Below are 25035 nucleotides of genomic sequence, written 5' to 3' on the forward strand. Positions count from 1 at the left end.
ATCAGACGGACGCTCCCGTGAACTCGTCCTCGGCCGCGACGTGGTCGCTGCCCGCGGTCCCCGCGGCGAGCGCGGCGGCCACGCGGTCGGCGTGCGACGGCGGGTCCGACGGCACGTGTGCCGGGCGGTCCGCCTCGTTGATCTTCCGGAGCTCGGGGACGATGTCCTCGGCGAGGATGTCGATCTGCTCGAGGACCGTCTTGAGGGGCAGGCCCGCGTGGTCGACGAGGAACAGCTGGCGCTGGTAGTGCCCGACGTGGTCCTTCATCGCGGCGTACCGGTCGATGACCTGCTGCGGCGAACCGACGGTCAGCGGCGTCTGGGCGGTGAAGTCCTCCATCGACGGGCCGTGACCGTACACCGGGGCGTTGTCGAAGTACGGGCGGAACTCGTCCCACGCGTCCTGCGAGTTCTTCCGCGCGAAGAACTGGCCGCCGAGGCCGACGATCGCCTGGTCGGCGGTGCCGTGGCCGTAGTGCTCGAAGCGCTGGCGGTACAGGCCGACCATCTGCTCGGTGTGCTGGATCGGCCAGAAGATGTTGTTGTGGAGGAAGCCGTCGCCGTAGTAGGCGGCCTGCTCGGCGATCTCGGGCGTGCGGATCGACCCGTGCCAGACGAACGGCGGGACACCGTCGAGCGGGCGCGGGGTCGAGGTGAAGCCCTGCAGCGGCGTGCGGAACCGCCCCTGCCAGTCGACGACGTCGTTCTCCCACAGCTGGCGGATGAGCGCGTAGTTCTCGATGGCCAGGTTGACGCCCTGGCGGATGTCCTGTCCGAACCACGGGTAGACCGGGCCCGTGTTGCCGCGGCCCATCATGAGGTCCATGCGGCCGTCGCTGATCACCTGGAGCATCGCGTACTCCTCGGCGATGCGTACCGGGTCGTTCGTGGTGACGAGCGTGGTGCTCGTCGACAGGGTGATGTGCTTCGTGCGCCCGGCCAGGTAGCCGAGCATCGTCGTCGGGCTCGAGGCGACGAAGGGCGGGTTGTGGTGCTCGCCGGTCGCGAAGACGTCGAGGCCGGCCTGGTCGGCGTGCTCGGCGATCGTGAGGATGTCCTTCACGCGCGTGGTGTCGTCCGGGGTCGTCCCGGTGGTGGGGTCCGTCGTGACGTCGCTGACGGTGAAGATCCCGAACTGCATGGTGCACGCCTCCTGGCTGCTGGCCGCTCGTCGCTGGCTGCTGTCGCTGGCCGTCCGATTCGATGCGTTTGCATCGACTTGCCGGGTACAACGTAGCGCAGCGAGAGGCATTCCCGCCAGTGCGGACGCGCTCCTCGGCGGTTCAGCCGCGCGGTGGCAAGGCCGCGACGTCGGTCTGTGCCGCGTGGTGCATCCCGTCGGCGATCCACACCACGGTCACGACCGCCAGCACGCTCGCACTCGATGCCATCCGCCCCGCGACCAGGACGGCCCCGTGCACGTCGGCGAGCTGGGCCACCGCCACGACCAGCGCAACCACGCCGACCAGGAGCGTGACGCCGGTGGCGAGGAGGAGCACCACCGTCACCGCGCGCCGGGGCCCCCGTCGGCCGTCCCGGTCGCCGCGCTCCCCACGGTCGACACGCGGCCCGACCGCACGGACGAGTCCGAGCCAGAAGAGCGCGATCGCGCAGGCCCCGACGATGTCGCTCACCCGGTGCCACCCGTACACGACGGTCTGGTTCGCGACGAACACGGCGTACCCCGTCCCGACCAGCGTCACCAGGGGGCGGAACCGTCGCGGTGTCACCAACAGCACGGCGAACAGCGCGGCCAGGGCGATCGTGGCGTGCCCCGACGGGAAGGAGTTGGGCGTGGTCGACTGGGCGATCTCCGGGCGCTCGGCGATACGCTTGACGAGCGTCGAGGTGGCCGCCGAGGCGAGCACCACGACCCCCGCTCCGAGCCCCACGGCGAGACGGCGACGAGCGAGACCCACGGCGGCGATGACGACCACCAGCAACAGGATGACCGGCACCGAGATGACGTTGAGCGCAGTGTCCGACCCGAACAGGTCGGACTCCCGGACCCCGCCCAGTGCGGCGTCCTCGACCCGCTGCCCGATCGGCGTCAACACGGCGGCGGCGTAGACGAGAGGCACGATCACGAACCCCAGAGCTGCCAGCAGCGCCCACCGCATCCGTCGCGAGACACTCGGTCCACGCGACTCGGGTGCCGTGCGTTCGGGCGTGCGGGTCACCGGCGTGGTCCTCCTCGGCGTGGCGATCATCGGGCTCCTCGTCCGTCTCGTGCCGCGGCTGCGATTCGGACGGTCGGGGTCCGACACGATACCGTTGGTCCGCCGGTCCGCGCCTGTGAACCAGGGGTCAGCGACCTCCGGATCCGACGGCCGCACCGCCCGTGCACCACGGGCGGACGCACCGGCTCCCGTCGCCGGCCCGACCGGTGCCACCACCCTGTACCAGGAGGAGACCGAAGTGGCCATCAAGGAACCGAGCATCACGGCGTCGCCGAACCGGGCACTCGCCCTGACCGCCGGATCGCTCCTGGCGCTCTGGGGCTTCCTCGGCTTCTTCTTCGCCGCGGACGGTGACCCGGGCTTCTTCAGCCGTGAGGGCGGCATGCTCTGGAACGCGTTCGGCGTGAACCCGGCGCTGTGCCTGCTGTGGGTGCTGCTCGCCGTCGTGCTCCTCGTCACCGGGCTCGGCACCACCATCGGTTCCCGGAACGGCAACCGGCTCGTCGGGGTCGTGCTCGTCGTCATGGCCGTCTACGGCTTCGCGCTGGGTAGTACCTCGGCCAACGTGTTCGCCCTGACGTTCGCGGACAACCTCTTCCACGCGATCGTCGGTGTGGTGCTGCTCCTCACCGCGTTCGGTGCGGACCGCGAGAACGTCCGGGCGCTGCGGGCGGCCGCGCGCGCCTGACCGCACCGTCCTCGACGCCCCGTCCACCTCCGGGTGGGCGGGGCGTCGTCGTGCCGGGTGGGCGGGGCGGGCTGCGCCGAACGGGCAGGACACGCCGTGCGCTGGTCGTCGAGTGGGTAGGACTCGTCGCCCGGGGGCACGGAGCGTGCCCGATGGTGCCCGCTCGGCGGAGCCGGTCGGGCACGGCGGAGCCGGTCGGGCGCGTCGGAGCCGGGCGGGCGCGCCAGGCGCCGGGCCGGGCGTCAGGCGTCGGCGTCGCGCGGCCGGGCGGCCTCGAGTTCGGTCGCCACGATCCGGGGCGCCTCGGACATGAAGCGCCGGACGTCCAGGTCCACGATGATGTCCTGCGGCCGGAGCGGTCGCGTCAGGTACAGCCCCTCGAGCGACGTGAGGCGTGACAGCGCGACGTAGGTCTGTCCGGCGCTGAACACCCGGTTGCCGAGGTCGACGACAGCTCGGTCGTAGGTGCTCCCCTGCGACTTGTGGATCGTCACGGCCCAGGCCAACCGCAGCGGGAACTGCTGGAACTCCCCCACGGTGTCCTTCTTGAGCTCCTTCTTGTCCGGGTCGTAGGAGTACTTGAACTTCTCCCAGACCGACGGCTGGACCTCGAAGGACTCGCCGTCGACGTCGACCCACACCGTGTCGCGGATCGTCGTGACGACGCCGAGCGTGCCGTTCACCCAGCGCTGGTCGGGGTCGTTGCGCAGGAACATCACGTGCGCCCCGGGCTTCAGCTCGAGCGCCTCGTCCGCGGGGAAGTTCCGCCCGCCGAAGTCGCCGTTCACGTCGGCGCGGGCCGTCTTGACCTTGCCGGGCAGCCGCTCGAGCGCGGCCTTGTTGATCCGCGCCACCGTGTCGTTCCGGGTCGCGAGCGTGATCGCGTCGTCCGGTGCCGGCCGCGCACCCGCGGTGTTGAGCTGTCCGGCCACGTCCGCCGTCACGCGGCCGTGGCGCACCGCCGTGAGCATGGCAGCGAAGGCGTCGTCGCGCTGCCGGTGCACGGTCGCCAGCTCGACGATGTGCAGCTCCGTCTCGAGCCACACCTTCGCGTCGAAGAACCACATGGACCGGTAGTGGTCGGTGAAGTACGCGCGCTCGTCGCCGTCCCCCGGCACGGGCGGGAGCTGGTACGGGTCGCCGAACATGACCACCTGCACCCCGCCGAAGGCCTCGAACTGCCGCCCGCGGGCCTTGCGGAGCGAGCGGTCCATGGCGTCGAGCAGGTCGGCGTTGACCATCGACACCTCGTCGATGACCAGGGTGTCGATGGTGTTCAGGAGCTTGCGGGTCTCCGGCCCCTGGCGGAGTTCGGCGTCGGCGATGAGCCCGATCGGCAGCCGGAAGAGCGAGTGGATGGTCTGCCCGCCGACGTTCAGCGCCGCGACGCCGGTCGGGGCGCAGATCACGACCTGCTTCTCGGTGTTCCACGACAGGTGGTTCAGGAGGGTCGACTTGCCGGTACCGGCACGTCCGGTGATGAAGACGTGGTCGCGGGTGTGCTCGATGTACTCGAAGACGGCCTGCTGCTCGGCGCTCAGCACGATGCTCACCGTGCCGCCGCCTCGGACGCGGGTGCCGGTGCCGGCGATGCCGGTCCCCGCTCGACGCCGCCGGGACGGACGCGGTCGCGCCGCAGCCGCACCAGCGCGACGACGACGACCGTCACGACGAGCAGGACGCCGGCGACGACGAGCACGACGCCGCCGCGGGCCTGGTCGACCAGCGGCGCGGGACCCCACTCGCGGCCCATCGCGCCGAACCAGGACGCCTGCAGCAGCCCGAGCGGCCCCTGCATCGCGATGCCGAGCGAGACCGCGCCGGCGGCGACCACGACGGCGCCCGCGACCCGCACGAGCACGGCACCGGTGCTGGCCGACCGGGCGCCCGCGGCGACCGGGGTGAGGAGCGTGGGCACGGCCAGCAGTCCGACGAGCAGCAGCCCCACGTCCACCAGGGTGCGCCCGGACGGGTCGCTCACCGACCAGCGGAGCACCTGCGTGGCGTAGAGGCCCCACCAGACCGCGGCGAGCAGCACGAACGACGGGAACGGCTGGGCGAGGTACCGCACCACGCCGTTGTCGACGAGCAGCCCGGTCCACTCCCGCACGCCGGTGGAGTCGTCGTCGCGCCGGTGCACGGCGGCGCGGACGAGCTGCACGGGTGCGGCAGCCCAGACGAGCGCGGGGACGACCAGGCCGAGGAGCACGTGCGCGCCGACGTTCGCCGACACGAGGAAGCGGTCGTAGGTGTGCAGCGAGCCGGAGGTCGCCAGGACGAGCGACACGACGGCGATCGCCGCCGCGACGGTGCGGTGGACGGGCCAGGAGACGCCACGGCGGCGGAGGCGGACGACACCGGCCGTGTACGCGGCGGCCGCGAGCACGGCGGCCATCAGCCAGAACAGGTCGAGGTTCCACGCGGTCAGCCAGCCCCACGCACCCGGGTCGGCGGGCAGCGGGTCGTCGGTGAGGAGCTCGGCCGGCGTGGGGTTCGTCGTCTTGCTCAGCGCGACCTCGCCAGCGGGGGTGGCCGTGCGGCCGAGCGCCGCGGCGAACCCGCTGGCGACCCCCATCACCGCGAGCTCGACGAGCACCAGGGTCCAGAACGGGCCGCGCCGGTCGGGCGCATCGGTGAGCGCGCGGATGGCCCGGCGGCGCTGGACGGCGCCGAGGACCCCGATGCCGACGATCGCCGCGATCTTGACGAGCACGAGGACCCCGTACGGCGTCGCGAGGTTCGACAGTGCTCCGACGCGGATCTGCGCCGAGGCGGTGCCCGACACCGCGACGAGGACGAAGCACCCCAGCGCGATGCTCGAGTACCGCGCGACGACGAGCGGCAGCCGGTCGCCGGGAAGGACGTTCCGCAGCAGGACGACGAGCAGCAGCCCGCCGACCCAGAGCGCGGCGCCGACGAGGTGCAGCCCGAGCGCGGTCACGGCCGAGTCGTGGCTGGCGGTCCCGGCGGCGTGCCCCTGCTGCGCGAGCGGCACGAGCCCGATCATGGCGACACCGGTGGTGAGGGCGACCATGCCGCGCCCGCGCACGGCGAAGCAGAGCACCGTCACCGCGGCCGCGACGAGCACGGAGACGAGCCAGGCCGTCCCGAGGTCGGTCCCGGTGAGGAACACCCCCATCGACTGGCCGAACTGCTCGCCGATGCTGACGGGCGACCCGGCGACGGACAGGAACGTGAAGAACGTGGTGACGGCTGCCGCCACGGTCCAGACGCCGGCGGCACCCGCGGCGACGTCGATCGCGCGGTCCCACTCCGGACGGCTGCGGGACAGTCCGACGACGGTGAGGGCCAGTCCGCCGATGGTCGCGGCGGCGGACAGGTCGACGACGAGCCGCGCGATCGGCAGCCCGAAGCGCACGACGGCGCCGGGGTCCGCGATGAGTGCACGGTCCGCCCCGCCGCCGATCACGAGGGCGACGAGGAGCGAGACGAACCCGACGAGCAGCAGCACGGCGGGGCCGGCGATGCGTGCGATCCGGTCCACCCGACAAGCCTAGGCGCTGCCCGCCCGACCACGGCACGCGGGTGGGCCGACCTGTGGGCGGTGACCCGCGCCTCCCGGCCGTGCAGGGGTGCCCGTGGACCCTGACGTCGTCCGGGAACGACGGAAGGGACGGCCGAGGCCGTCCCTTCCGAGTGGTGTTCCGGGGGTGCTACTTGACGGCAGCCTTGAGCTTCGAGCCGGCGCTGACCTTGACCGAGTCGCTCGCGGCGATCTCGATGGCGTCACCCGTCTGCGGGTTGCGGCCGGTGCGCGCGGCGCGGTGGGTCTTCTCGAAGGCGATCCAGCCCGGGATGGTGACCTTGGTGCCGTCGGCGACCGACGACGAGACGACGCTGAACAGCGCGTCGACGACGCCGTTGACGGTGGCCTGGCTCTGGCCGGACTCCTGCGCGACGGCAGCGACGAGCTCGGTGCGGTTCAGTGACTTGTCAGCCATGGATGTCCTCCTCGGACTTCTTGCAGTGTCGGTGGGACGTTCGGGACGCCCGCCCGCCCGGAGCGGGTGCCCTGGACGTGGTGGCTCCACAGGCGAGCACGCCGGGCGGAACCGACAGCGAACCTACCAGCCAGCGGGTGTGCGGACGACCGACTCGCCCGGATTTCCGGGCTTGTCGAGGGTTCCGAGGGGTCCGAGTGACGGATGTGACGATCGTGACGGCTGCTCAGCGACCGGGGGGACGACGAACGCCCCGTCCCTCGGAGGGGACGGGGCGTTCGTGCGGGATGGTGCTTACCAGGAGCTCTTCGTGATGCCCGGCAGCTCGCCACGGTGGGCCATGTCGCGGAAGCGGACACGGCTGATGCCGTACTCACCGAGGTGGCCACGGGGGCGACCGTCGATGGCGTCGCGGTTGCGGTAGCGCACCGGCGACGCGTCGCGCGGGAGCTTCTGCAGGCCGACGCGGGCGGCCTCACGCGACTCGTCGGTGCCGTTCGGGTCCACGAGGGCCTTCTTCAGCTCGAGACGACGCTCGGCGTAGCGCGCGATGACCTCGGCGCGCTGGTTGTTCTTCGCGATCTTGCTCTTCTTCGCCATGCTTAGCGCTCCTCACGGAAGTCGACGTGCTTGCGGATCACCGGGTCGTACTTCTTGAGCACGAGGCGGTCCGGGTTGTTGCGACGGTTCTTCTTGGTCACGTAGGTGAACCCGGTCCCCGCGGTGGAGCGGAGCTTGATGATCGGACGGACGTCCTGACCCTTCTTGGCCATCAGATCTTCTCCCCACGGGCGAGGAGATCCTTGACGACGGACTCGATGCCGCGTGCGTCGATCACCTTGATGCCCTTTGCGCTGAGCGTGAGCGTGACGTTACGACGAAGCGAGGGCACGTAGTACGTCTTCTTCTGCACGTTCGGGTCGAAGCGACGCTTCGTCCGGCGGTGCGAGTGCGAGATGTTGTGTCCGAAGCCGGGGGTGGCTCCGGTCACCTGGCACACTGCTGCCATGGTTTCCTCCTGAGGTACCGAGCGACCGGACGGCCGCTCCCAAGTTCACTTGCCTGGCGCACACGCGCAGGTCCGTCGGAACGGGCTGCGAGGGGGTTGTGTGCACCGCCCAGGCCCGCGGACCCTGTCGAAGGGGCTGCGAGCACCGCGCGACCGCGGCGTTCGCGACGGTCGGAGGGCTTGGAACAACTGGGTCTGCCACGCGGACGCGGCGGACCAGGGGTCAACACTACGCGACGACCGGGCGTGTCACAAGCCGGGGCGGGCCCGCCTACAGCCCGGCGGTCGGCCGCGGCGCGAGCGCCTGCACCAGGAGCGCCCCGAGCTCCCCCGGCGCCGTGAACATCGGCCAGTGCCCGGTCTCGAGGCCCACGATCGTCAGGTCCTCCACCGCCGAGAGCTCGGTCGTCCAGGCGTGGTGCTCCGCGACCATCGCCGCGAGCTCCGCCGCCGGGACCTCGCAGGACACGACGGTCGCCGGGATCCGGTGCCGTGCGGGGTCGGCGTAGTGGAACGGGTCGGAGGGCACGGCAGCGGGTTCCGGGACCGCCCGGCGTTCGAAGGCCTCGCGCAGCTCGGGCGTCATCCCCCGGACGGTCGCCGGCTCCCACACGTCCCACGACGGCAGCGGCACGACGCCGTCCACCACGGGCAGCTCGTCGTTGACGCACCCGCCCTCGGGCCCGGGGAACGTGTCGACGTACAGCAGGTGCGCCACGAGCGAGGGCCGCTGGTCCGCGGCCATGAGCACCATCGGGCCTGCTCCCGAGTGGCCGGCGAGCACGACGGGTTCGGCGGGGGTCGCGACCTCGTCGAGCACCGCGACGATCCCGGCGACCTGCTCGTCGAGCGTCGCGCCGGTCCGCGTGACCGCCTGGACGGAGTGCCCGGCCTCCTGCAGCACGGGCGTCACCTCGTCCCACGCGCTCGCGTCGAGCCAGAACCCGGGCACCAGGATGACGTGCATGCGCGGGAGGCTACTCCCCGGTGCGCGCCGCGGTGCAGACCGCGCACTCGCCGAAGATGTCCACGACATGGCTCGCGTTCGTGAAGCCGTTCGCGGCGGCGACGTCCTGCGCCCACCGCTCGACGGGGTCGGCCTCGATCTCGACGGTCCGGCCGCAGTTCCGGCAGATGAGGTGGTGGTGGTGCCGGTCCGTCGTGCACGCACGGTAGAGCGACTCGCCGTCCTGCTGCAGCGAGTCGGCATCTCCCTCGGTCGCCAGGTCGGCGAGCGCCCGGTAGACCGTCGCCAGTCCGATGGTGGACCCGCCGTCACGCAGGTGCTGGTGGAGCGCCTGCGCGCTGACGAACCCCTCGGTGCCGGACAGCGCGCTGCGCACCGCCTCGCGCTGCCAGGTGTTCCGCTTCGGCTTCTGCACGGCGTTCATGCGGTGACTCCTTCCCTGCGGGTCGCGTCGGTCGACGCGTCGGTCCCGGACGGGAGGCTCGGTGCGCCTCCGTCGGTCTGCTCGCGGTCCGCGATCCGGTCGCGTCCGCGCCGGTCCTTGCGTCCGCCCACGATGCGGCAGACGACCCAGATCACGAACGAGATCGTCGTGACGTACGGGCTGATCGGCAGGCCGCCGCCGAGTGCGAGCAGGATGCCACCCACGACCGACACCACGGCGAACACCGTCGAGAGCACGGGCACGACCACGGGGTGCGACGACAGGCGCAGCGCGGCGGCCGCGGGGGTGACGAGCAGCGAGAGCACCAGCAGCGCACCGACGATCTGCACGGAGACCGCGGTGGCCAGGCCGAGCGCGAGCATGAACACGATCGCGAGGGTCCGGACCGGCACCCCGGCCGCCGCCGCGACGTCGGGGTCGACCGACGAGAACATCAGCGGGCGCCAGACGACCAGGAGCGTGACCACGACGATCGCGGAGACGACCACGAGCGAGGTCAGCTGCGGGTTGTCGACCGAGACGATCTGCCCGGTCAGCAGCCCGAACTTGTTCGCCGCCCGGCCCTTGTAGAGCGCCAGGCACAGGATGCCGAGCCCGAGACCGAACGGCATGAGCACGGCGATGATCGAGTTCCGGTCGCGGGCCCGCGAGCCGAGCAGCCCGATGAGCAGCGCAGCGACCACCGACCCGACGAGCGAGCCGGTGACGACGTTCACCCCGAACAGCAGCGCGGCGCTGGCCCCGGCGAACGAGAGCTCCGAGATGCCGTGCACCGCGAACGGCATGTTGCGGGCGACGACGAACGGGCCGATGAGCCCGCCGACGATGCCGAGCACGGCGCCGGCCCAGATCGAGTTCTGCACGAGGACCAGGAGCTCGCCGTAGTCCTGGAACGAGAAGACGGTCGACAGGACGTCCATCAGATCCGCCCTTCGTCCGGTGTGGTGGCGTGTGGGTCCGGGTCGCAGTGGTGGTGCGCCCCGGTCTGGTCGTGTGCCTCGTTCGCACCGACGATGACGATGCGGCCCATGGTCCGGACGACGTCGACGGGGGTGCCGTAGAGGTCGGAGAGGACGTCGGCCCGCAGCACCTCGTCGGGCGCGCCGATCCGGAAGCGCCCGCCCGCGATGTAGAGGACCCGGTCGACGACGTCGAGGATCGGGTTCACGTCGTGCGTGACGAACAGCACGGCGGCGTCCTGCTGGCGGCGCTGCCGGTCGATGAGCTCGGTGACCCCGCGCTGGTGCCGCAGGTCCAGCGAGATGAGCGGTTCGTCGCACAGCAGCAGTGCCGGATCGGCGGCGATGGCCTGCCCGACGCGGGTGCGCTGCTGCTCACCCCCGGACAGCTCGGCGACCGGGGCATCCGCGAACGCCGTCGCGCCGACCTCGTCGAGGATGCGGTCGATGCGCGCTCGCTCGGCACGACTCGCGGGGAGGACGCCCCAGCGCGACCCGGTGACCCCCTGCGCGATCATGTCCCGCGCGCGGAGCGGCGTGCCGGACTCCATCAGGCGCTGCTGCGGGATGTACCCGATCCTCCGGTGTCCACGGCGGACGGGCCGACCGAGGAACGACATCGTGCCGCCGGTCAGGCGCTGCTGGCCGAGGACCGTGCGCAGGAGCGAGGTCTTGCCGGCCCCGTTCGGCCCGAGCACGGCGACGAACTCCCCCGGTGCCACGTCGAGGTCGAGGTGCGACCAGAGCGCCCGCGAGCCGTAGGACAGTGCGGCGTCGCGGAGCGCGAGCACGGCGGAACCGCCACGGCCGGGAGCCGCAGCGGTTCGCGAGGGGGTCTGGACCGCGGTCACTTCGTGAGCGCCCCCTGGATCGCGTCGATGTTCGCCTGCTGCCACGAGACGTAATCCTCCCCCTTCGGGAGCGTCTCCGTGACACCGACCACCGGGATGCCGGCCTGGTCGGCGGCCTGCTTCACCTGCTCGGTCTCCGGGCTGGACGTCTGCTCGTTGTAGGCGAGCAGCTTCACCTGCTTCTCGCTGAACAGTCGGAGCGTGTCGTTGAGCGCGGCCGGCGGGACGTCGTCGCCCTCCTCGATCGCCTCCGAGAACGCCTCCGGCGTGACGTTGTCGAGGCCCATCGCGTCGAACAGGTACCCGGGCACCGGCTCGGTGTAGGACACCTTCTGACCGTCGACCTCCTGCTTGGCCGCCGCGGTCTGCGACTCGAGGTCGTCGAGCTTGCTGGTGAGCGCCTTCGCGTTGCGCTCGAAGGTGTCGGCCTGCGCGGAGTCGAGCTTCGTCAGGCGCTGCTCGACGTCGGCCACGAGCTTCACCATGGTCGGGTAGTCGTAGAACACGTGCTCGTTGAACTCGGCGTCACCGCCCGCGTCGAGGCCGGAGAGCTCCACCACGTCGATCGTGTCGGCCTTGGTGCCCGAGGCCTTCGCGAGCGTGGTCATGAAGTCGTCGTACCCGCCGCCGTTCTCGATGAGCAGGTCGGCCCGGGACACCGCGAGCTGCGTCCGCGCGCTGGACTCGAACGAGTGCGGGTCCTGCGACGGGTCGTCGAGGATGCTCGTGACCTCGACGTCGTCGCCGCCGACGGTCTTCGCGATCGAGCCGTACACGTTGGTCGAGGCGACGACGCGGACGGTGCCGTCGTCGCTGCCGCTCCCGCTGCCGGACGAGGACGTGGCGCACCCGGTCAGCACGAGGGCTGCGGCGCCGGCGACGAGCGGCAGGGCGAGGAGACGGCGGTTCTGCATGGGACGAGCGTACGGCTTGCTGATAACGGTTGTCAAAACCAGTATCAGCCGAACGACGGACGGGAGGCGCGGCGCCATCCGGCACCGCGCCTCCCGTCCGTCGCGTGGTGGCGACTAGGCCTTGGTGGCGGCGTCGATCGTGTTCTCGGCGATCGTGTCCTCCTCGCGGCCCGGGGTCCGCAGGTTCCACTTCTTGATGACGAAGCTGAACAGGAAGTAGTAGACGACCGCGTACGCCAGGCCGATCGGGATCAGCCAGATCGCCCCGTCCGCCTTGCCGAAGTTCAGCACGTAGTCGATCGCACCGGCCGAGAACGAGAAGCCGTCGTGGATCCCGAGCGCGTTCACCAGCGCCAGCGACGTACCCGTGAGGACCGCGTGGATGACGTACAGCGGGAACGCGACGAACATGAACGAGTACTCGAGCGGCTCGGTGATACCCGTGACGAACGAGGTGAGCGCCGCGGAGAGCATGATGCCGCCGACGAGCTTGCGGTTCTGCGGCTTCGCGTTCCGCCAGATGGCGAGGGCACCGGCCGGCAGCGCGAACATCATGATCGGGAAGAAGCCCGTCTGGAAGATGCCCGCGGTGGGGTCACCGGCGAGGAAGCGCGGGATGTCGCCGTGCACGACGTCCCCGGCCGCGTTCGTGAAGCTCCCGAGCTGGAACCAGGGGAAGAAGTTGAGCAGCTGGTGGAGGCCGACCGGGATGAGCATGCGGTTCGCGAACCCGAAGATGCCGCCGCCGATGACGGCGTTGTCCGACACCGCCTGGCCGGCGGCACTCAGGGCGATGTCGAAGTAGCGGTAGACGAAGGACATCAGCACGGCGATGACCAGGCCGGCCGCCGCGGTGAGGATCGGGACGAGTCGACGCCCCGAGAAGAAGCCGAGGAAGTCGGGCATCTTCGTCCGGTGGAACCGCTGCCACAGGTTGGCGGCGACGAGACCCATCACGATGCCGCCGAGCACGCCGAAGTTGATCGTGGCCTGGTCGCCGTTCGCGTCCTTGACGCCCGCGAGCACGATCGGCGACATGACGGCGAAGACCTCGTACATGACCATGTAGCCGACGACCGCGGCGAGCGCCGTGGTGCCGTCCGACTTCTTGGCCCAGCCGATCGCGATGCCCACCGCGAAGAGCAGCGGCAGCCACGTGAAGATCGCCTGGCCCGCCGCGGAGATCACGCCGGCGCCGGTCTCGAACCCGGGGATGGCGCCGAGCAGGTCGGGCTGGCCGATGCGGTTGAGGATGCCGGCCGCCGGCATCACCGCGATCGGCAGGAGCAGGCTCCGGCCGAGGCGCTGAGCGTTCGCGAAGAGCCTGGACTGCTTCTTCGGGGTCTTCTTCTCCGGCACGTCCGTTGCAGCAGCGGTGCTCATCGGCGGTCCTCTCGTCATCGGGTGGAGCTGTCGGCGGTGGGTGGGTTGAGTCACGCGCCCGGCGCGGGTAGCCTCGGCGGTACCGCCGGGTCCGGTCCTGTCCGGTCATGACCAGTTCCGTAGTCTGAACCGGTGACCGGATGTGTGTCAACCCGGCACGGAAACCGCAACGAGGAGGAACCGATGGCCGACATCAAGGCAGCCGACATCATCGCCGCGCTGGGCGGGGTCGACAACATCGAGGAGGTCGAGGGCTGCATCACGCGACTGCGTGTCGAGGTCGAGGACGGTGACCTCGTCGACAAGGCCGCTCTGCAGGCCGCGGGCGCGCAGGCTGTCGTCGGTGGCGGCACCGGCTGGCAGGTCATCGTCGGCACCGTGGCCGACAACCTCGCGCAGGACATCCAGGACGAGCTGTGACGACGGTCCGGACCCCCTTCGCGGGGCCGGTCGTCGCCCTCGCCGACGTGCCCGACCCGGTGTTCGCCGGGCAGCTCGTCGGCGCCGGGGTCGCGGTCGACCCGACCGGTGTCGAGGACGCGGTGACCGCCGTCGCCCCGGTCGACGGCACGATCGTCAAGCTGCACCCGCACGCGTTCGCCCTGCAGGGCACCGCCGGGACCGACGTCCTGGTGCACGTCGGCATCGACACGGTGAAGCTGCGCGGCGACGGCTTCGACCTGCTCGCGGCGGAGGGCGACACCGTCCGCGCCGGTGACCCGGTCGTGCGCTTCACGCCCGCGGCGATCTCGGCCGCCGGCTACTCGCCCGTGTGCCCGGTCGTGGTGCTCGGCAGCGCGCCGGACTCCGTCGAGCAGTCCACGGTCGGCACGACCCTCACCGACGGCGCCACGCTCTTCACGGTCTGACGGCCCGGGCGGCGCTGCCGAGCCTCGCCCCTGCGGACAGTTTCGCGGTCCGGTGACCGCGAAGATGTCCGCGGAGCCGAGGCTCGCGGCGCGGCGCCTCACGCCGAGGGACGGGACGCCGTGACCTCCATCTGCACCCGGTAGCGGTCCGACCGGTACCAGGAGCGTGCGTGCTCGACCGGCCGGTCCCCCGAGTACGACACCCGGTCGAACTCGAGCACCGGTGCGCCGGTCCGCGTCCCGAGCAGGGTGGCCACGTCGTCGGCCGCTGCCTTGGCGGCCACGGTCTGTCGCGCCCGGTCGATCGGCGTGCCGTACTCGTCCGCCGCGAGCGAGTACACCGACCCCGACAGGTCCTGCTCGAGGAGCCCCGGGAACGCCGACGCCGAGAGCCAGGCGTCGTCGATCGACACCGGCACCCCGTCCGCCATCCGGAGCCGCTTGAGGTGGTGCGCCGTGTCCCCGTCGGCCAGCCGCAGTGCCGCGACGGTGTCCGCCGGCGGCACGCGTTCCTCGCGCACGAGCACGACCGTCGTCGGCACGTGCCCGAGCGCGCGCATCTCCTCGGTGAACGACGCCAGGTGGAGCGTCGACTGCACCGGACGTCGCGCCACGAACGTGCCCTTGCCCCGCACGCGCTCGAGGTAGCCCTCGTTGACGAGCTGCCCGAGGGCCTCGCGCACCGTGATCCGCGAGACGCCGTACTCCGCGATGAGCTGCCGTTCCGAGGGGATCGCCGCACCGGGGGCCAGCCGCGTGGTCGCGAGGTCCAGCAGGATCCGGCGGAGCTGCTGGTGCTTCGGCTCGGCGCCCTCGGTGATGCGGGTCGTCATGCGGGTCCCCGTGCTCCGTCGCTCGTCGTGACCGGTCGTGCCGGTGGTCATACGCGGACATGACCAGTTCCCTCACAGTAGCGAGTCGGTCCGCGTTCGCCAACGGCGTGTCAAGATGACGACCGTGACCTCGGTGGTGATCGTGGACGACGAGACCCTCGTCCGGTACGGCTTCGAACTCATCCTCGGCGCGGCGGCGGACATCGACGTCGTCGCCACCAGCGGCGACGTCGACGCCGTCGAGACGGTCCGTCGCCACCGTCCCGACGTCGTGCTGCTCGACGTGCGGATGCCGCGGGTGAACGGGCTCGAGGTCCTCGACGCCCTCCGCGCGCTGCCCGAACCGCCCGCGGTCGCCATGCTCACCACCTTCGACACCGACACGCAGGTCGTCGCGCAGGCGATGGAGTCCGGCGCGGCGGGCTTCCTGCTCAAGGACACCGACCCGGAGTCGCTCGCCGAGTACGTCCGCGCCCTGGCCCGCGGCGGGATCGTGCTCGCGCCCGGACTCGACCGCACGCGGCTCTTCGCGCCCCGCCCGACCGTCGAGGCGCCCGCGCTGTCCGCCCGGGAGCACGACGTCGTGCGCCTGGTCGCCGCGGGCGCGAGCAACCCCGAGATCGGGCAGCGCATCGGCGTGAGCACCGGGACGGTCAAGGAGGACGTGCGCGCACTGCTCGCCGCCTTCGGCGTCACGACGCGCGTCCAGCTCGCGCTGCGCGCCGCCGAGGCCGGGCTCCTCGATGGCTGAGCGGACGCGCGTCGCGCGCGTCCGGGCACTGCTGGCGCGGACGGACGGGAGGCTCGACGCGCTCGTCGACGCCGGCCTGCGCCGTGCGCGTGCGCACCCCGCCCCCTGGTGGCTGGTGGACGCGCTCTTCCTCGCGGCCGCCGTCGTCGACGCGGTGCTCGACATCGCGGGTGCGACGGCGACCGAGGTCACCGTCTCCGTGGTCGCCGCCGCGGCCCTGGTCCTGCGGCGCCGGCTGCCCGTCCTCACGTTCGCCCTGACGATGCCCGCACTCTTCTTCGGGTCCGGGGTCGTGGCGGCGAGCGTCGCGCTGTTCACCCTCGGCGAGCGGACGGACCGCCGGTGGCTCATGCTCCTGGCGGCCGCGGTGCAGTTCGTGGGCTTCAGCGGCTTCGTCGTCGGGCCGCCGCAGCAGCTCGACGAGATCGTCGTCTCGGTCGTCTACGCGCTCATCTTCGCGCTCGGTCCGCTCGCGATCGGGCTGCTCGTCCGGACGCGGGCGGACCTGGTGGACCGGATCGCCGAACTGCGGGCGTCCCGGAGCGAGGAACGCCGCCAGGCCGCGGCGGTGGCGCTCTCCCGCGAGCGCGCGCTGCTCGCCCGCGAGATGCACGACGTCGTCTCGCACCAGGTCACGCTGATCGCGGTGCAGGCCGGCGGCGTGCAGATGGCCGGACGCGACGAGCGCGAGCGCGCCTTCGCCAGGACGATCCGTCAGCTCTGCGTCGTCACCCTGCAGGAGCTCCGCGAGATGGTGCTGGTCCTGCGCGCGTCCGGCGGGACCGACCGCGAGACGGCCCCGCAGCCGGTGCTCGCCGACCTCGACCGGCTCGTCGCGGCGAGCGGGCTCGAGACCGAGGTGGCGGTCGACCTGCCCGACACGCTGCCCCTGCCCGTGCAGCGTGCGGTCTACCGGTTCGTGCAGGAGGGGCTCACGAACGTCCGGAAGCACGCCCCCGGCGCCCGGGTCCGGGTGAGCGGTCGGCTGCACGGCGACCAGGTCCTCGTCGACCTGGTCAACGGCCCGGCGCGGGCCGAGCGGCTCGAGCTCCCCGGCTCCGGGCTCGGCCTCATCGGCCTCGGCGAGCGCGCCTCGCTGCTCGGCGGCCACCTGGAGTCCGGCCCGCAGCCCGGCGACGGGTTCGCGCTGCACCTGCGGCTGCCGGTCGAGCACCGTCCGGGCGTGCCCGTCCCCTGACGTCGCACCCGGGCCGGACCACCACCGCCCGGGGGATGCCCGGTGGCCGACCGGCCACCGCGGTTCACGCCGTCGCCCGATGTCCCGATCCGGGCCACCCGGCTGTGATGGCAGTGTGGACCCCACAGCTCTCGTCGCCGCCCTCCGTCGGCACCCCGTCACGACCGGCGTCGCCGTCGTCGCGGTCCTGCTCGCCGTCACCGCACGGATCGCGCACGCCGAACCGGACTTCCCGCACCACCCGCCGGTCGCCTGGTTCGCCCTCGCGCTCGTCGTCGCGGCGACCCTGCTCGCCGAACGGACCCTCGGCCCGCTGCGCACGGTGCTGATCGGTGCCGGCGCACCCCTGGTCGCCGTCGGCGTCACGTCCCTCGCGGTGACCGTCGGGGTCGCCGTGGGCGAGGCGCACGCACAGGCCGCCTCCGGCGAACCGCTGTTCGCGCCGTCCGCGGTCGCGACCGCACTCCTGGCGGCCGTCTCGGCGTCGATGCCGCCGGCCCGACGGCGGCGCGTCCGCGCCGTCCTCTGGACGGTCGTGCTCACGCTGGTGCTGTTCGCCGGGCACGGGTCCGACACCGCCCGCGCCCTGGCGACCCTGGCCGGGACCGCAGCCGGCGCGCTCGTGGTGCGCCGCGCCTCCCGGCCGGCCCCGACCGCACCCCGCGCCGACCGCACCGTCGTCGCGGAGCCCCGTCCGGTCGTCGTCGCGACGCTCGTCGCGCTCGGAGCCGGCACCCTGGTCACGCTCGTCGTCCCGGACCCGGACGGTGTTCTCTCCCCCTTCGCCGACGCCATGAGCGACCGCGCGACCGTGCTCGTGGGCGTGCTCCTCGTCGGGGCGGCCTGCCTGGTCCGGCGCGGGCGTCGCACCGGGATCGTCCTGGCCGCGGGCCTGCTCGTGACGCTGTCGGCCGTGCTCGCGGACGTGTTCCTGATCGAACCGCTGCAGGACGGGTTCGTGCAGTGGCAGGGGCTGACGACCGACCAGGTCGAGTGGCAGGTCACCCTGCTCGGCGCGTGGGCCGTGCCCGCGGCGGTGCTCCTGGCGATCGTGGTGCTCCGCGGCAGGCTCGTGCGGGCCCGCTTCACCGCGAGTGCGACCTGCCCGGAGACGTACCTCGGCATGCTCCGCGAGGGCGACGCGGGCAGCCTCGGGCACATGGGCACCTGGCAGGGCAACGCGACCTGGACCCACCCGGACGGACTCGGCGCCGTCGCCTACCGGGTGCACGGCGACGTCGCGCTGACCGTCTCCGACCCGGCCTGCGCCGCGGCGGACCGGGCCGAGGTCGTCGCCGCCTTCGCGCGCGCCTGCGAGCGCAACGGCTGGGTCCCGGCCTTCACGAGCGTGCACGAGCCGGTGCGCGCGATCCTCGCGGCGGAGGGCTGGGCGTCGTTCCCGGTCGGCGTCGAGTCGGTCCTCGACGTGACGACCTTCGACCTGCGCGGGAAGAAGCGACAGGACCTCCGCACCGCGTCGAACCGCGCCGATCGCGAGGGCCTCCGCGACGAGTGGACGACGCTCGCCGCACTCGACGCCGAGCGGCGCGCGCAGGTCGAGGCGATCTGCACCCGGTGGGCCGCCGACCGGCGCCTGCCGGAGATGGGCTTCACCCTCGGGGGCTTCCACGAGCTCGACGACCCGGACGTGCGCCTGCTGCTCGCGGTGACCGCCGAGGGGCGGGTGACGGCGGTGACGAGCTGGCTGCCGATCCACGAGCACGGGACGCTGACCGGGTACACACTGGACGTCATGCGACGCGGTGAGGACGGGATGCCCGGCGTGATGGAGTTCCTCATCGCACGGACGGCCCTGCGTGCCCGCGAGGCCGGGCTCACCACGATCAGCCTCTCCGGCACGCCGCTCGCTCCGCACGCCGACGCCGGGTCGTGGGTCGCGCGCGGGTCGGCGCTCGTCGCCCGTGCCCTCGAGCCCGTGTACGGCTTCCGGTCGCTGCAGCGGTTCAAGGAGAAGTTCGGGGCCGCGCACGAGCCGCTCTGGCTCGTCGTGCCGAGCGCCCTGCAGGCACCCCGGGTCGCGCGCGCCCTGACCACCGCGTACGTGCCCGGCCTCCGCCCGAAGCACCTCTGGGCACTCCGTCAGGCGCACGTCGGCGCGGGCTCCTCGCGCGTCGGCGCCCGTCCGTGAGCCCGACCGAGTGGCTGCTCGCGACCCAACTGCAGGCGCCGTCGAAGCTCGTGCCGGCCGACCTGGCGTTCACCGTGCTGGCCGTCGCCGTCCTGCTCCCCGCCGTCCGGCAGTGGCGGTCGCGGCAGGCGTGGCGACGGGTCGGCCTCCGGGCGGCCATCGCCGGTGCCGCCGCGCTCGTGGTCCTCGGCGCGTGCTGGTTCACCACGCAGGTCGTCGACCTGTTCGGTGTCGCCCTCAGCCCGGTGACGCAGATGTGGAGCGCGTTCGCCGGAGCGGCACTCGCCCTCGCCGTCACCGGCCTCGTGCAGGGCGGCCGGTGGCGTCGGACCCTCGCGGTCGTCCTGGTGCCCGCGGCGCTGCTCGTGCCTGCACTCGGCATCAACGTCGAGTTCGCCAAGTACCCCACGCTCGGCACCGTCGTGCAGAGCGACCCCTGGCCCGCGTACGACCCGGACGCTGCGCCGCTCGCCGCACCGCCGGCGGCCGGCATCGTGCGGACCGCCGAGATCCCCGGCACCCGCTCCCACTTCGCGGCCCGGCGCGCGGTGGTCTGGCTGCCACCCGCCGCCCTCGTCCGGGACCCCCGGCCGCTGCCCGTCGTGATCGCCTTCTCCGGGCAGCCGGGTGCCCCCGGGGACCTGTTCACCGCCGGTCGCCTGGCGGAACCGCTCGACGCCTACGCCCGTGCCCACGGCGGCCGCGCACCGATCGTCGTCAGCGTCGACCAGCTCTCGGCGCCGGGGCGGAACACGATGTGCGTCGACTCCCGGCTCGGTGACGTCGCGACGTACGTGACGCAGGACGTCCCCGCGTGGATCACCCGGAACCTGCCCGCCACCACGGACCGGAAGGCCTGGGGGCTGACCGGCTTCTCGCAGGGCGCCACCTGCACCATGCAGTTCCTCACCGGACACCCGGCGGACTTCGGGGCGGCACTGGCCGTGTCGAGCGAGCTCCAGCCGGTCGACCAGGGCCCGCAGCACAGCGCCGACCAGGCGTTCGGTGGGTCCCTGGCGGCGTGGCGGGCCGCGGCGCCGATCGCGCAGATGCGGGCGAACGGGCTCGACGGGCACGCGCTGTGGCTGACGGCGGGGTCGGCCGACCGGGAGTTCAGCGAGAACGCGCGGCGGCTCGGGGAGGCTGCTCGTGCGGCCGGGGCGCGGGTGTCGATCGGGGTGGCGCCGGGGAGCGGGCACGACTGGAACACGGTGCAGTGGTCGTTCCGGACGGACGTGGGGCCGTTGGCGGATGCGTTGTTCGCGGCGGAGGACTAGCGCGGAACAAAATATCGTACATCCTATGTTTGACTGCGGTGCTGCAGTTCCACCAAGCTGATCGGACACGTCAGCGGAGCGGAAGGACGCATGCGATCTCGCGCACTCGTACTCGCCTACGCCATCCCGCCCGTCCTCGCGTTCGTCCTCGCCTTCGTGGGACTCACCGTGGCGGACGAGACCAGCGTGGTCGGGGCGACGTCCTCGGTCACCGTCTCCCTCAACGGCGCGGCGCGGTCGAACCGGATCGTCGCCGGAGCGATCACCCGCGTCGCCGTGGAACACCACGCGACCGTCGTCCGGATGGTCGCCGACCGCGCGGACCCGGACGGTCGCCGGACAGCGCTCGTGACCGACGCTCCGGGAACGCTCGGCGAGCGGTGGCTCCGTGACGGCTACCCGGACTTCTCCCGTGCGGTGTCGACCCGGGTCCGGCCCGTGTCCGACCTCGACCGCGTCGATCCGACCGGCACGTACGAGCTGTTCGGTGACGACGCCGCCCGCCACGACCTGGTCCGCGCCTTCGACTCGGTCGGATACCGAGCGACGACCGAGTTGACCCCGGCTCTCGCCCGGCTCGGCATCGGTGACACGGTCGACGGCACCCTCGGTCTGGTCGGCGTCCTCGTGCTCGGATCGGCCACCGCGTGCCTGGTGGCGACGGTCGGCTCACCGCGACGCTGTGCGGTCCCCCGACTGCACGGGCAGAGCACCGTGCGGATCCTGGGGCAGGAGCTCGGTGCGCTGCGGACGAGCGCGGCGGTCGCGCTCGTCGGCGCGCCACTCGTCGGCGTCGGCACCTGGGTCGTCAACGGCGCAGCGCAGTGGCCGGCACTCGTCGCCGCGTCCGCGTTGCTGTGCGCCGCGCTGCTCGTGCCGGTGCTGCTCGCCCACGCGACGGGCGTCCTCCTCGCCTGCCGACGCCCCCTCGTCGACGCCCTCCGTGGGTCGCGGCCACCGGGTGGCGTCGTCGGCCTCGCGCACGCCGCACGCCTGGCGGCGACACTGCTGCTCGTCGCCGCGGTGAGCGGTCTCGTCGGCGCCGAGGTCGTGGCGCGGACGTCCGGCGCCGAACGCGACCTCCGCGCGGCTGGGACGGCCGTGCAGCTCTGGATCACGCCGGACCCCCGACCGATCGGGTCGCAGGCGTACTGGGACCGGCTCGGCCGGTTCGTCGGTGGCGCACTGCAGGACCACGACGCACTGCTCACCGCGCTCAAGGAGGTCTCGACCGGCGAGGGCGGCGCGGGGGTGTCCGCGCTCTTCGTCGATGCCGAGTACCTCCGGCTCCAGGACGTCCGCGCAGTAGACGGCACCCGCATCCGTGCCGGTGCGACGCCGACCGTCTGGCTGCCCGAGCGCAGCAGCCTCGACCCGGACGCGCTCGTCGGTTCACTCACCGACTGGGACTTCCGTGACCGGCCCGCTGCGGCCACCGAGGACGTCACCGTCGGGCGGCTCGGCACGCCGGAGCTCTGGACGTACCCGGACGGCGGTCGGGTCCGGGGGTGGGTCGACGACGCCGTCCTGGTGGTCGTCCCGACGCCGGCCACGATGTTCTCGGCGGACCAGCTCGGCTCGTGGCTGTCGACCGGCGACGTCGTGTTCCGCGACCGAGCGCGCGCGGAGCGGGCGATCCACGCTGCCGGGGTCGGCTCGGAGATCAGTGCCGTGGTCGACGTCGGACAAGCGGCAGCCGAGACGGCACGCGGTGCCGGACGGACGGTCGTGGCCCAGTCCGCTGCCGTCGTCAGCGGCGCCGTGGTGGCGGTCGCGCTCGCCGTACTGGCGACGTCGGCACACCGTCGCCGACACGGACGGGCCAGGTTCGCGAAGACCGTCGCGGGCGTCCACCCGGTGCGAGCGGACGCCGACCTGCTCGCCGTGGAGGTGGTGTCGGTCGCCGTCGCAGCGGTCGCGGCGGGTGCGGCGTGGTCCCGGCTCAGGCCGGATGCAACGTGGCAGGTCTCGACGCTGGACCCGCTGACGCAGACCGCCACGCCGGCAGCGCTGCTCGCGATCACGGCCGCGATGGCGGTGTCGCTCGTGAGCACCGGGATCGTCCTCGGCACGGCTCGGGGCACCGACAGGACCCGAGGAGACGGAGCACGATGATCGACGTCCTGGCCGTCAGCAAGCAGCGGGGCGGTCGCACGCTCTGGGAGGACCTCTCCTTCGCGGTCGCGCCCGGCGAGGTCGTGGCGCTCACGGGGCCGAGCGGCTGCGGCAAGTCGACACTGCTCGACTGCGTCGGGCACATCGACCGGGTCGACTCCGGGACGATCACCATCGGTGGCATGGACGCCGGGCGGAGTGCGCGTCGCGCGCGACTGCTCCGACGCGACCACATCGGGTACCTGTTCCAGGACTTCGGTCTCGTCCACGACGCGACCGTCGGCGCCAACGTCGACCTGGCCCGTCCGACGGGGCGCGGCCGACGCCGGAGCACGTCCACCGCCGCGGCACTCGAGCAGGTCGGCCTCGGCGGCCGCTCGACCCACCGCACGTACGAGCTGAGCGGCGGCGAACAACAGCGCGTCGCCCTCGCACGGCTCCTGGTGAAGGAGCCGTCGGTCATCCTCGCCGACGAACCGACCAGTGCGCTCGACGACGGTAACGCCGCGATGGTGCTGGACCGGTTGGAAGCCTTCGCCGCCGACGGCGCTGCCGTGCTCATCGCGACGCACGCGCCGTCGGTGACCGCGCGCGCCACGCGGGTCGTCACGCTCCACGACCGACGGGATCGCGGCGCTGCCTGACCCGCCCTGCGGCTTCGGGCGGCGGTGCTGGATGCCCGCGTCAGGCGTTGCGGACGAGCCAGGCGAACTGGTCGTCGGTGAGCTCCCGGTCGGTCCACACCTGGCCCGACACCCCGCCCGGTGCCGGCACGGACGCCGGCCCCTGCCACACGAGCGACAGCCCGGCCTTCCGCAGCACCGCTGCCGAGGCCGGGTTGTTCGTCAGCACCCGCCCGGTGACCGGCGCGCACGGGGCGACCCGGTTCGCCTGGGCCACCGCCGCGGCAGCGATCTCACTCGCGTAGCCGTGCCCCCACGCCGACGGCGCGAGGCGGTAGCCCAGGTTCCAGACCCCCGCTGCGGTCATGTCGACGCCACCGATCCCGACGAAGGTGCCATCGGGTGTCCGAACGGCCCAGGAGCCGAGACCGTGCCGTGCGCGGCCGCCGATCTTCCGCTGGACGAGATCGACCGTGGTCGCACGGTCGACGTGCCGACCGGAGGGCAGGTGCGCCCACGTGCGGGCGTCCGAGAAGACCGCGTGCGCGTCGTCGATGTCGGCGGGCGTGAGCGGTGTGAGCACCAGGCGATCCGTCCGGATCTCCTGCTGTGGGGTCAGGAGCTGGTGGGCCATGCACCGATCATCACCCGCACCGCCGACAAGCCGGTGAACACCACGCGACGTCCGCGCGATCCGGCCCGGCGCTGCGGCATCGCGCAACGGCTCACCGATCGCCAGCAGTCTTTCAGCGAGTGGAGTTCTTCACTGTACAGTGAAAGGGTGCCGCAGAATGAAAACAGGGGCCTCCAGGCGCTGACGACCGTCCTGCCACCTGGCTCGGTGGACGTGACCGAGCAGGCCGACGGGCACCTCGTGGCGAGCCTTCCGGACGGCTCCCGCCGTCGCCTCGTCATCGGGTGGGCCGGCTACGGGTTCCCCCGCGACGTGCAGCGAGTACTGGCCGACCCGACCGTCGTCACCGCCCGCGAGTGCGACGACCTGGTCGTGGTCGCAGCGCACTCCCTGTCGAGCGGGGCGAGACAGCTCCTGCGGGCCGAAGGCATCTCGTGGGTCGGCTCCGACGGCTCCGCCGAGTTGCGGCTCGGGACGGTCTGGGTCGATCGCGACGGTTCTGCGAGTCATCGAGCGGTCGAGCGCCCGATCGCTTGGAGTCCGGCACGAGCGGAAGTCGCGGAGGCGCTCCTCTCCGTCGTCGCCGGGCGTGATCGTGGTTCACCCGGAGCCGATGCCGTACCCGACGTCGAGACGATCGCACGGCTCGCGGAACGGTCGTTGGGGACCGCCGCGAACACGCTCGCGCTCCTCGATGCGGAGGGCTGGACCACTCGGGGGCGCCAGGCGCGGAGCCGCGTCCTGGCGAACGGCCCCGCCATGCTCGACTCATGGGCCGCATGGAACACGACGCAACGTCGACGGTTCGACGGTTTCCACTCGGTCCGTCGCGACCCCGCCGACATCGTCGACGAACTGCTGCAGGCCTTCGGGAACGACCTGGTCCTGACCGGCGCAGCGGCGAGCGAGACCATCCGTCCGACACTCACCGGCGGCTGGGTCGTGACGGCCTACGTCGCCGGCCGAAGCGGCTGGACCGGCATCGACACCACGACGGGAGGACGCTTCGTACCGTCCGCGGTTCCGCGCATCCGGCTGGCCCCGGCTCCGGCGGTGGTCGAGAACACGTCGACGGTCGTGCGCGGACTCCGGGTGGCATCTCCCGCTCGGGTCTACGCGGACCTCGTCTCCGGGTCCGACCGCGAGCGCGAGGCTGCCGAGCTCTTCCGGGACGCAACGCTGGGAACCGTCTCGTGAACGCGGTTCCGAACCCCCGGAGCCGGAGCGC

Annotated in this window: 26 protein-coding genes; 10 read left to right on the forward strand and 16 right to left on the reverse strand. The window is 72.6% G+C overall.

What is annotated here, in order from left to right; translation table 11 throughout:
- Position 1: 1 nt before the first annotated feature.
- Positions 2–1141: a CE1758 family FMN-dependent luciferase-like monooxygenase gene (locus tag AB0N84_RS07670; RefSeq protein ID WP_069711971.1), complete on the reverse strand. Its 1140-nt coding sequence runs from the start codon at positions 1139–1141 to the stop codon at positions 2–4.
- Positions 1142–1283: 142 nt separating this feature from the next.
- Complete coding sequence (locus tag AB0N84_RS07675) at positions 1284–2081, reverse strand: phosphatase PAP2 family protein (RefSeq protein WP_289459217.1); 798 nt, start codon at positions 2079–2081, stop codon at positions 1284–1286.
- Positions 2082–2418: 337 nt separating this feature from the next.
- Between AB0N84_RS07675 and AB0N84_RS07680 the strand changes: the two genes are divergently transcribed.
- Positions 2419–2868, forward strand: a complete 450-nt coding sequence (locus tag AB0N84_RS07680) for a DUF4383 domain-containing protein (RefSeq protein ID WP_189319549.1) — start codon at positions 2419–2421, stop codon at positions 2866–2868.
- A gap of 242 nt (positions 2869–3110) precedes the next feature.
- On the opposite strand, the gene AB0N84_RS07685 is transcribed toward AB0N84_RS07680, so the two are convergent.
- The 12 genes from AB0N84_RS07685 to AB0N84_RS07740 form a co-directional block, all read right to left on the reverse strand.
- Entirely contained in the window at positions 3111–4421 is a 1311-nt protein-coding gene (locus tag AB0N84_RS07685) for an AAA family ATPase (RefSeq protein ID WP_363544895.1), read from the reverse strand.
- Positions 4418–6373 carry a cytochrome c oxidase assembly protein gene (locus AB0N84_RS07690; protein WP_363544898.1) on the reverse strand — a complete coding sequence of 652 codons (1956 nt, stop codon included), beginning with the start codon at positions 6371–6373 and terminating at the stop codon, positions 4418–4420. Before AB0N84_RS07690 ends, AB0N84_RS07685 begins: the two co-directional genes overlap by 4 nt.
- Positions 6374–6542: 169 nt before the next feature.
- Positions 6543–6830, reverse strand: a complete 288-nt coding sequence (locus AB0N84_RS07695; protein ID WP_058727660.1) for an HU family DNA-binding protein — start codon at positions 6828–6830, stop codon at positions 6543–6545.
- Positions 6831–7124: 294 nt separating this feature from the next.
- The gene (rpsN, locus tag AB0N84_RS07700; RefSeq protein WP_022903745.1) at positions 7125–7430 is read right to left on the reverse strand and encodes a 30S ribosomal protein S14; all 306 of its coding nucleotides are present in this window, start codon (positions 7428–7430) and stop codon (positions 7125–7127) included.
- 2 nt (positions 7431–7432) lie between these two features.
- Positions 7433–7603 carry a 50S ribosomal protein L33 gene (rpmG, locus tag AB0N84_RS07705; protein ID WP_022908193.1) on the reverse strand — a complete coding sequence of 57 codons (171 nt, stop codon included), beginning with the start codon at positions 7601–7603 and terminating at the stop codon, positions 7433–7435.
- Positions 7603–7839, reverse strand: a complete 237-nt coding sequence (gene rpmB, locus AB0N84_RS07710) for a 50S ribosomal protein L28 (RefSeq protein WP_022903747.1) — start codon at positions 7837–7839, stop codon at positions 7603–7605. The genes rpmG and rpmB overlap by 1 nt, the downstream gene beginning before the upstream one ends.
- A gap of 271 nt (positions 7840–8110) precedes the next feature.
- Positions 8111–8806 (reverse strand): alpha/beta hydrolase, encoded by a 696-nt coding sequence (locus AB0N84_RS07715; RefSeq protein ID WP_363544904.1) that lies wholly within the window; start codon positions 8804–8806, stop codon positions 8111–8113.
- A 10-nt stretch (positions 8807–8816) separates the two neighbouring features.
- Complete coding sequence (locus tag AB0N84_RS07720; protein ID WP_069711965.1) at positions 8817–9230, reverse strand: transcriptional repressor; 414 nt, start codon at positions 9228–9230, stop codon at positions 8817–8819.
- Complete coding sequence (locus AB0N84_RS07725; protein ID WP_069711964.1) at positions 9227–10171, reverse strand: metal ABC transporter permease; 945 nt, start codon at positions 10169–10171, stop codon at positions 9227–9229. Before AB0N84_RS07725 ends, AB0N84_RS07720 begins: the two co-directional genes overlap by 4 nt.
- Complete coding sequence (locus AB0N84_RS07730) at positions 10171–11001, reverse strand: ATP-binding cassette domain-containing protein (RefSeq protein WP_223246552.1); 831 nt, start codon at positions 10999–11001, stop codon at positions 10171–10173. The genes AB0N84_RS07725 and AB0N84_RS07730 overlap by 1 nt, the downstream gene beginning before the upstream one ends.
- A gap of 56 nt (positions 11002–11057) precedes the next feature.
- Positions 11058–11975: a zinc ABC transporter substrate-binding protein gene (locus AB0N84_RS07735; protein ID WP_363544909.1), complete on the reverse strand. Its 918-nt coding sequence runs from the start codon at positions 11973–11975 to the stop codon at positions 11058–11060.
- A 114-nt stretch (positions 11976–12089) separates the two neighbouring features.
- On the reverse strand, positions 12090–13358 hold the full coding sequence (locus AB0N84_RS07740) for a PTS transporter subunit EIIC (RefSeq protein WP_363544912.1): 1269 nt from the start codon (positions 13356–13358) through the stop codon (positions 12090–12092).
- A 183-nt stretch (positions 13359–13541) separates the two neighbouring features.
- On the opposite strand from AB0N84_RS07740, the gene AB0N84_RS07745 reads away from it, so the two are divergent.
- Together AB0N84_RS07745 and AB0N84_RS07750 are read left to right on the forward strand one after the other, a co-directional pair.
- A complete protein-coding gene (locus tag AB0N84_RS07745; protein ID WP_069711960.1) occupies positions 13542–13778 on the forward strand; it encodes a PTS transporter subunit EIIB in 237 nt (78 codons plus the stop codon).
- Positions 13775–14227, forward strand: a complete 453-nt coding sequence (locus AB0N84_RS07750; RefSeq protein ID WP_289459221.1) for a PTS glucose transporter subunit IIA — start codon at positions 13775–13777, stop codon at positions 14225–14227. Before AB0N84_RS07745 ends, AB0N84_RS07750 begins: the two co-directional genes overlap by 4 nt.
- 98 nt (positions 14228–14325) lie before the next feature.
- On the opposite strand, the gene AB0N84_RS07755 is transcribed toward AB0N84_RS07750, so the two are convergent.
- On the reverse strand, positions 14326–15060 hold the full coding sequence (locus tag AB0N84_RS07755; protein WP_182047331.1) for a GntR family transcriptional regulator: 735 nt from the start codon (positions 15058–15060) through the stop codon (positions 14326–14328).
- A gap of 115 nt (positions 15061–15175) precedes the next feature.
- Here AB0N84_RS07755 and AB0N84_RS07760 point away from each other — a divergent pair, with 115 nt between their 5' ends.
- The 6 genes from AB0N84_RS07760 (at position 15176) to AB0N84_RS07785 (ending at position 23194) form a co-directional block, all read left to right on the forward strand.
- Positions 15176–15811 (forward strand): response regulator transcription factor, encoded by a 636-nt coding sequence (locus AB0N84_RS07760; RefSeq protein ID WP_363544917.1) that lies wholly within the window; start codon positions 15176–15178, stop codon positions 15809–15811.
- A complete protein-coding gene (locus tag AB0N84_RS07765) occupies positions 15804–17009 on the forward strand; it encodes a histidine kinase (protein WP_363544920.1) in 1206 nt (401 codons plus the stop codon). Before AB0N84_RS07760 ends, AB0N84_RS07765 begins: the two co-directional genes overlap by 8 nt.
- A gap of 115 nt (positions 17010–17124) precedes the next feature.
- Entirely contained in the window at positions 17125–19158 is a 2034-nt protein-coding gene (locus AB0N84_RS07770; RefSeq protein ID WP_363544923.1) for a DUF2156 domain-containing protein, read from the forward strand.
- Entirely contained in the window at positions 19155–20435 is a 1281-nt protein-coding gene (locus AB0N84_RS07775) for an alpha/beta hydrolase-fold protein (RefSeq protein WP_363544926.1), read from the forward strand. The genes AB0N84_RS07770 and AB0N84_RS07775 overlap by 4 nt, the downstream gene beginning before the upstream one ends.
- Before the next feature lie 90 nt (positions 20436–20525).
- Positions 20526–22550 carry a hypothetical protein gene (locus tag AB0N84_RS07780; RefSeq protein WP_363544929.1) on the forward strand — a complete coding sequence of 675 codons (2025 nt, stop codon included), beginning with the start codon at positions 20526–20528 and terminating at the stop codon, positions 22548–22550.
- Entirely contained in the window at positions 22547–23194 is a 648-nt protein-coding gene (locus tag AB0N84_RS07785) for an ATP-binding cassette domain-containing protein (protein ID WP_363544931.1), read from the forward strand. Before AB0N84_RS07780 ends, AB0N84_RS07785 begins: the two co-directional genes overlap by 4 nt.
- 40 nt (positions 23195–23234) lie before the next feature.
- On the opposite strand, the gene AB0N84_RS07790 is transcribed toward AB0N84_RS07785, so the two are convergent.
- Positions 23235–23807, reverse strand: a complete 573-nt coding sequence (locus tag AB0N84_RS07790) for a GNAT family N-acetyltransferase (RefSeq protein WP_363544934.1) — start codon at positions 23805–23807, stop codon at positions 23235–23237.
- Positions 23808–23954: 147 nt separating this feature from the next.
- Between AB0N84_RS07790 and AB0N84_RS07795 the strand changes: the two genes are divergently transcribed.
- Complete coding sequence (locus tag AB0N84_RS07795; RefSeq protein WP_363544937.1) at positions 23955–25004, forward strand: hypothetical protein; 1050 nt, start codon at positions 23955–23957, stop codon at positions 25002–25004.
- Positions 25005–25035 lie beyond the last annotated feature (31 nt).

Source organism: Curtobacterium sp. NPDC089185 (genome assembly GCF_040685235.1).
In the GTDB taxonomy this organism is placed as follows: Bacteria; Actinomycetota; Actinomycetes; order Actinomycetales; family Microbacteriaceae; genus Curtobacterium; species Curtobacterium citri.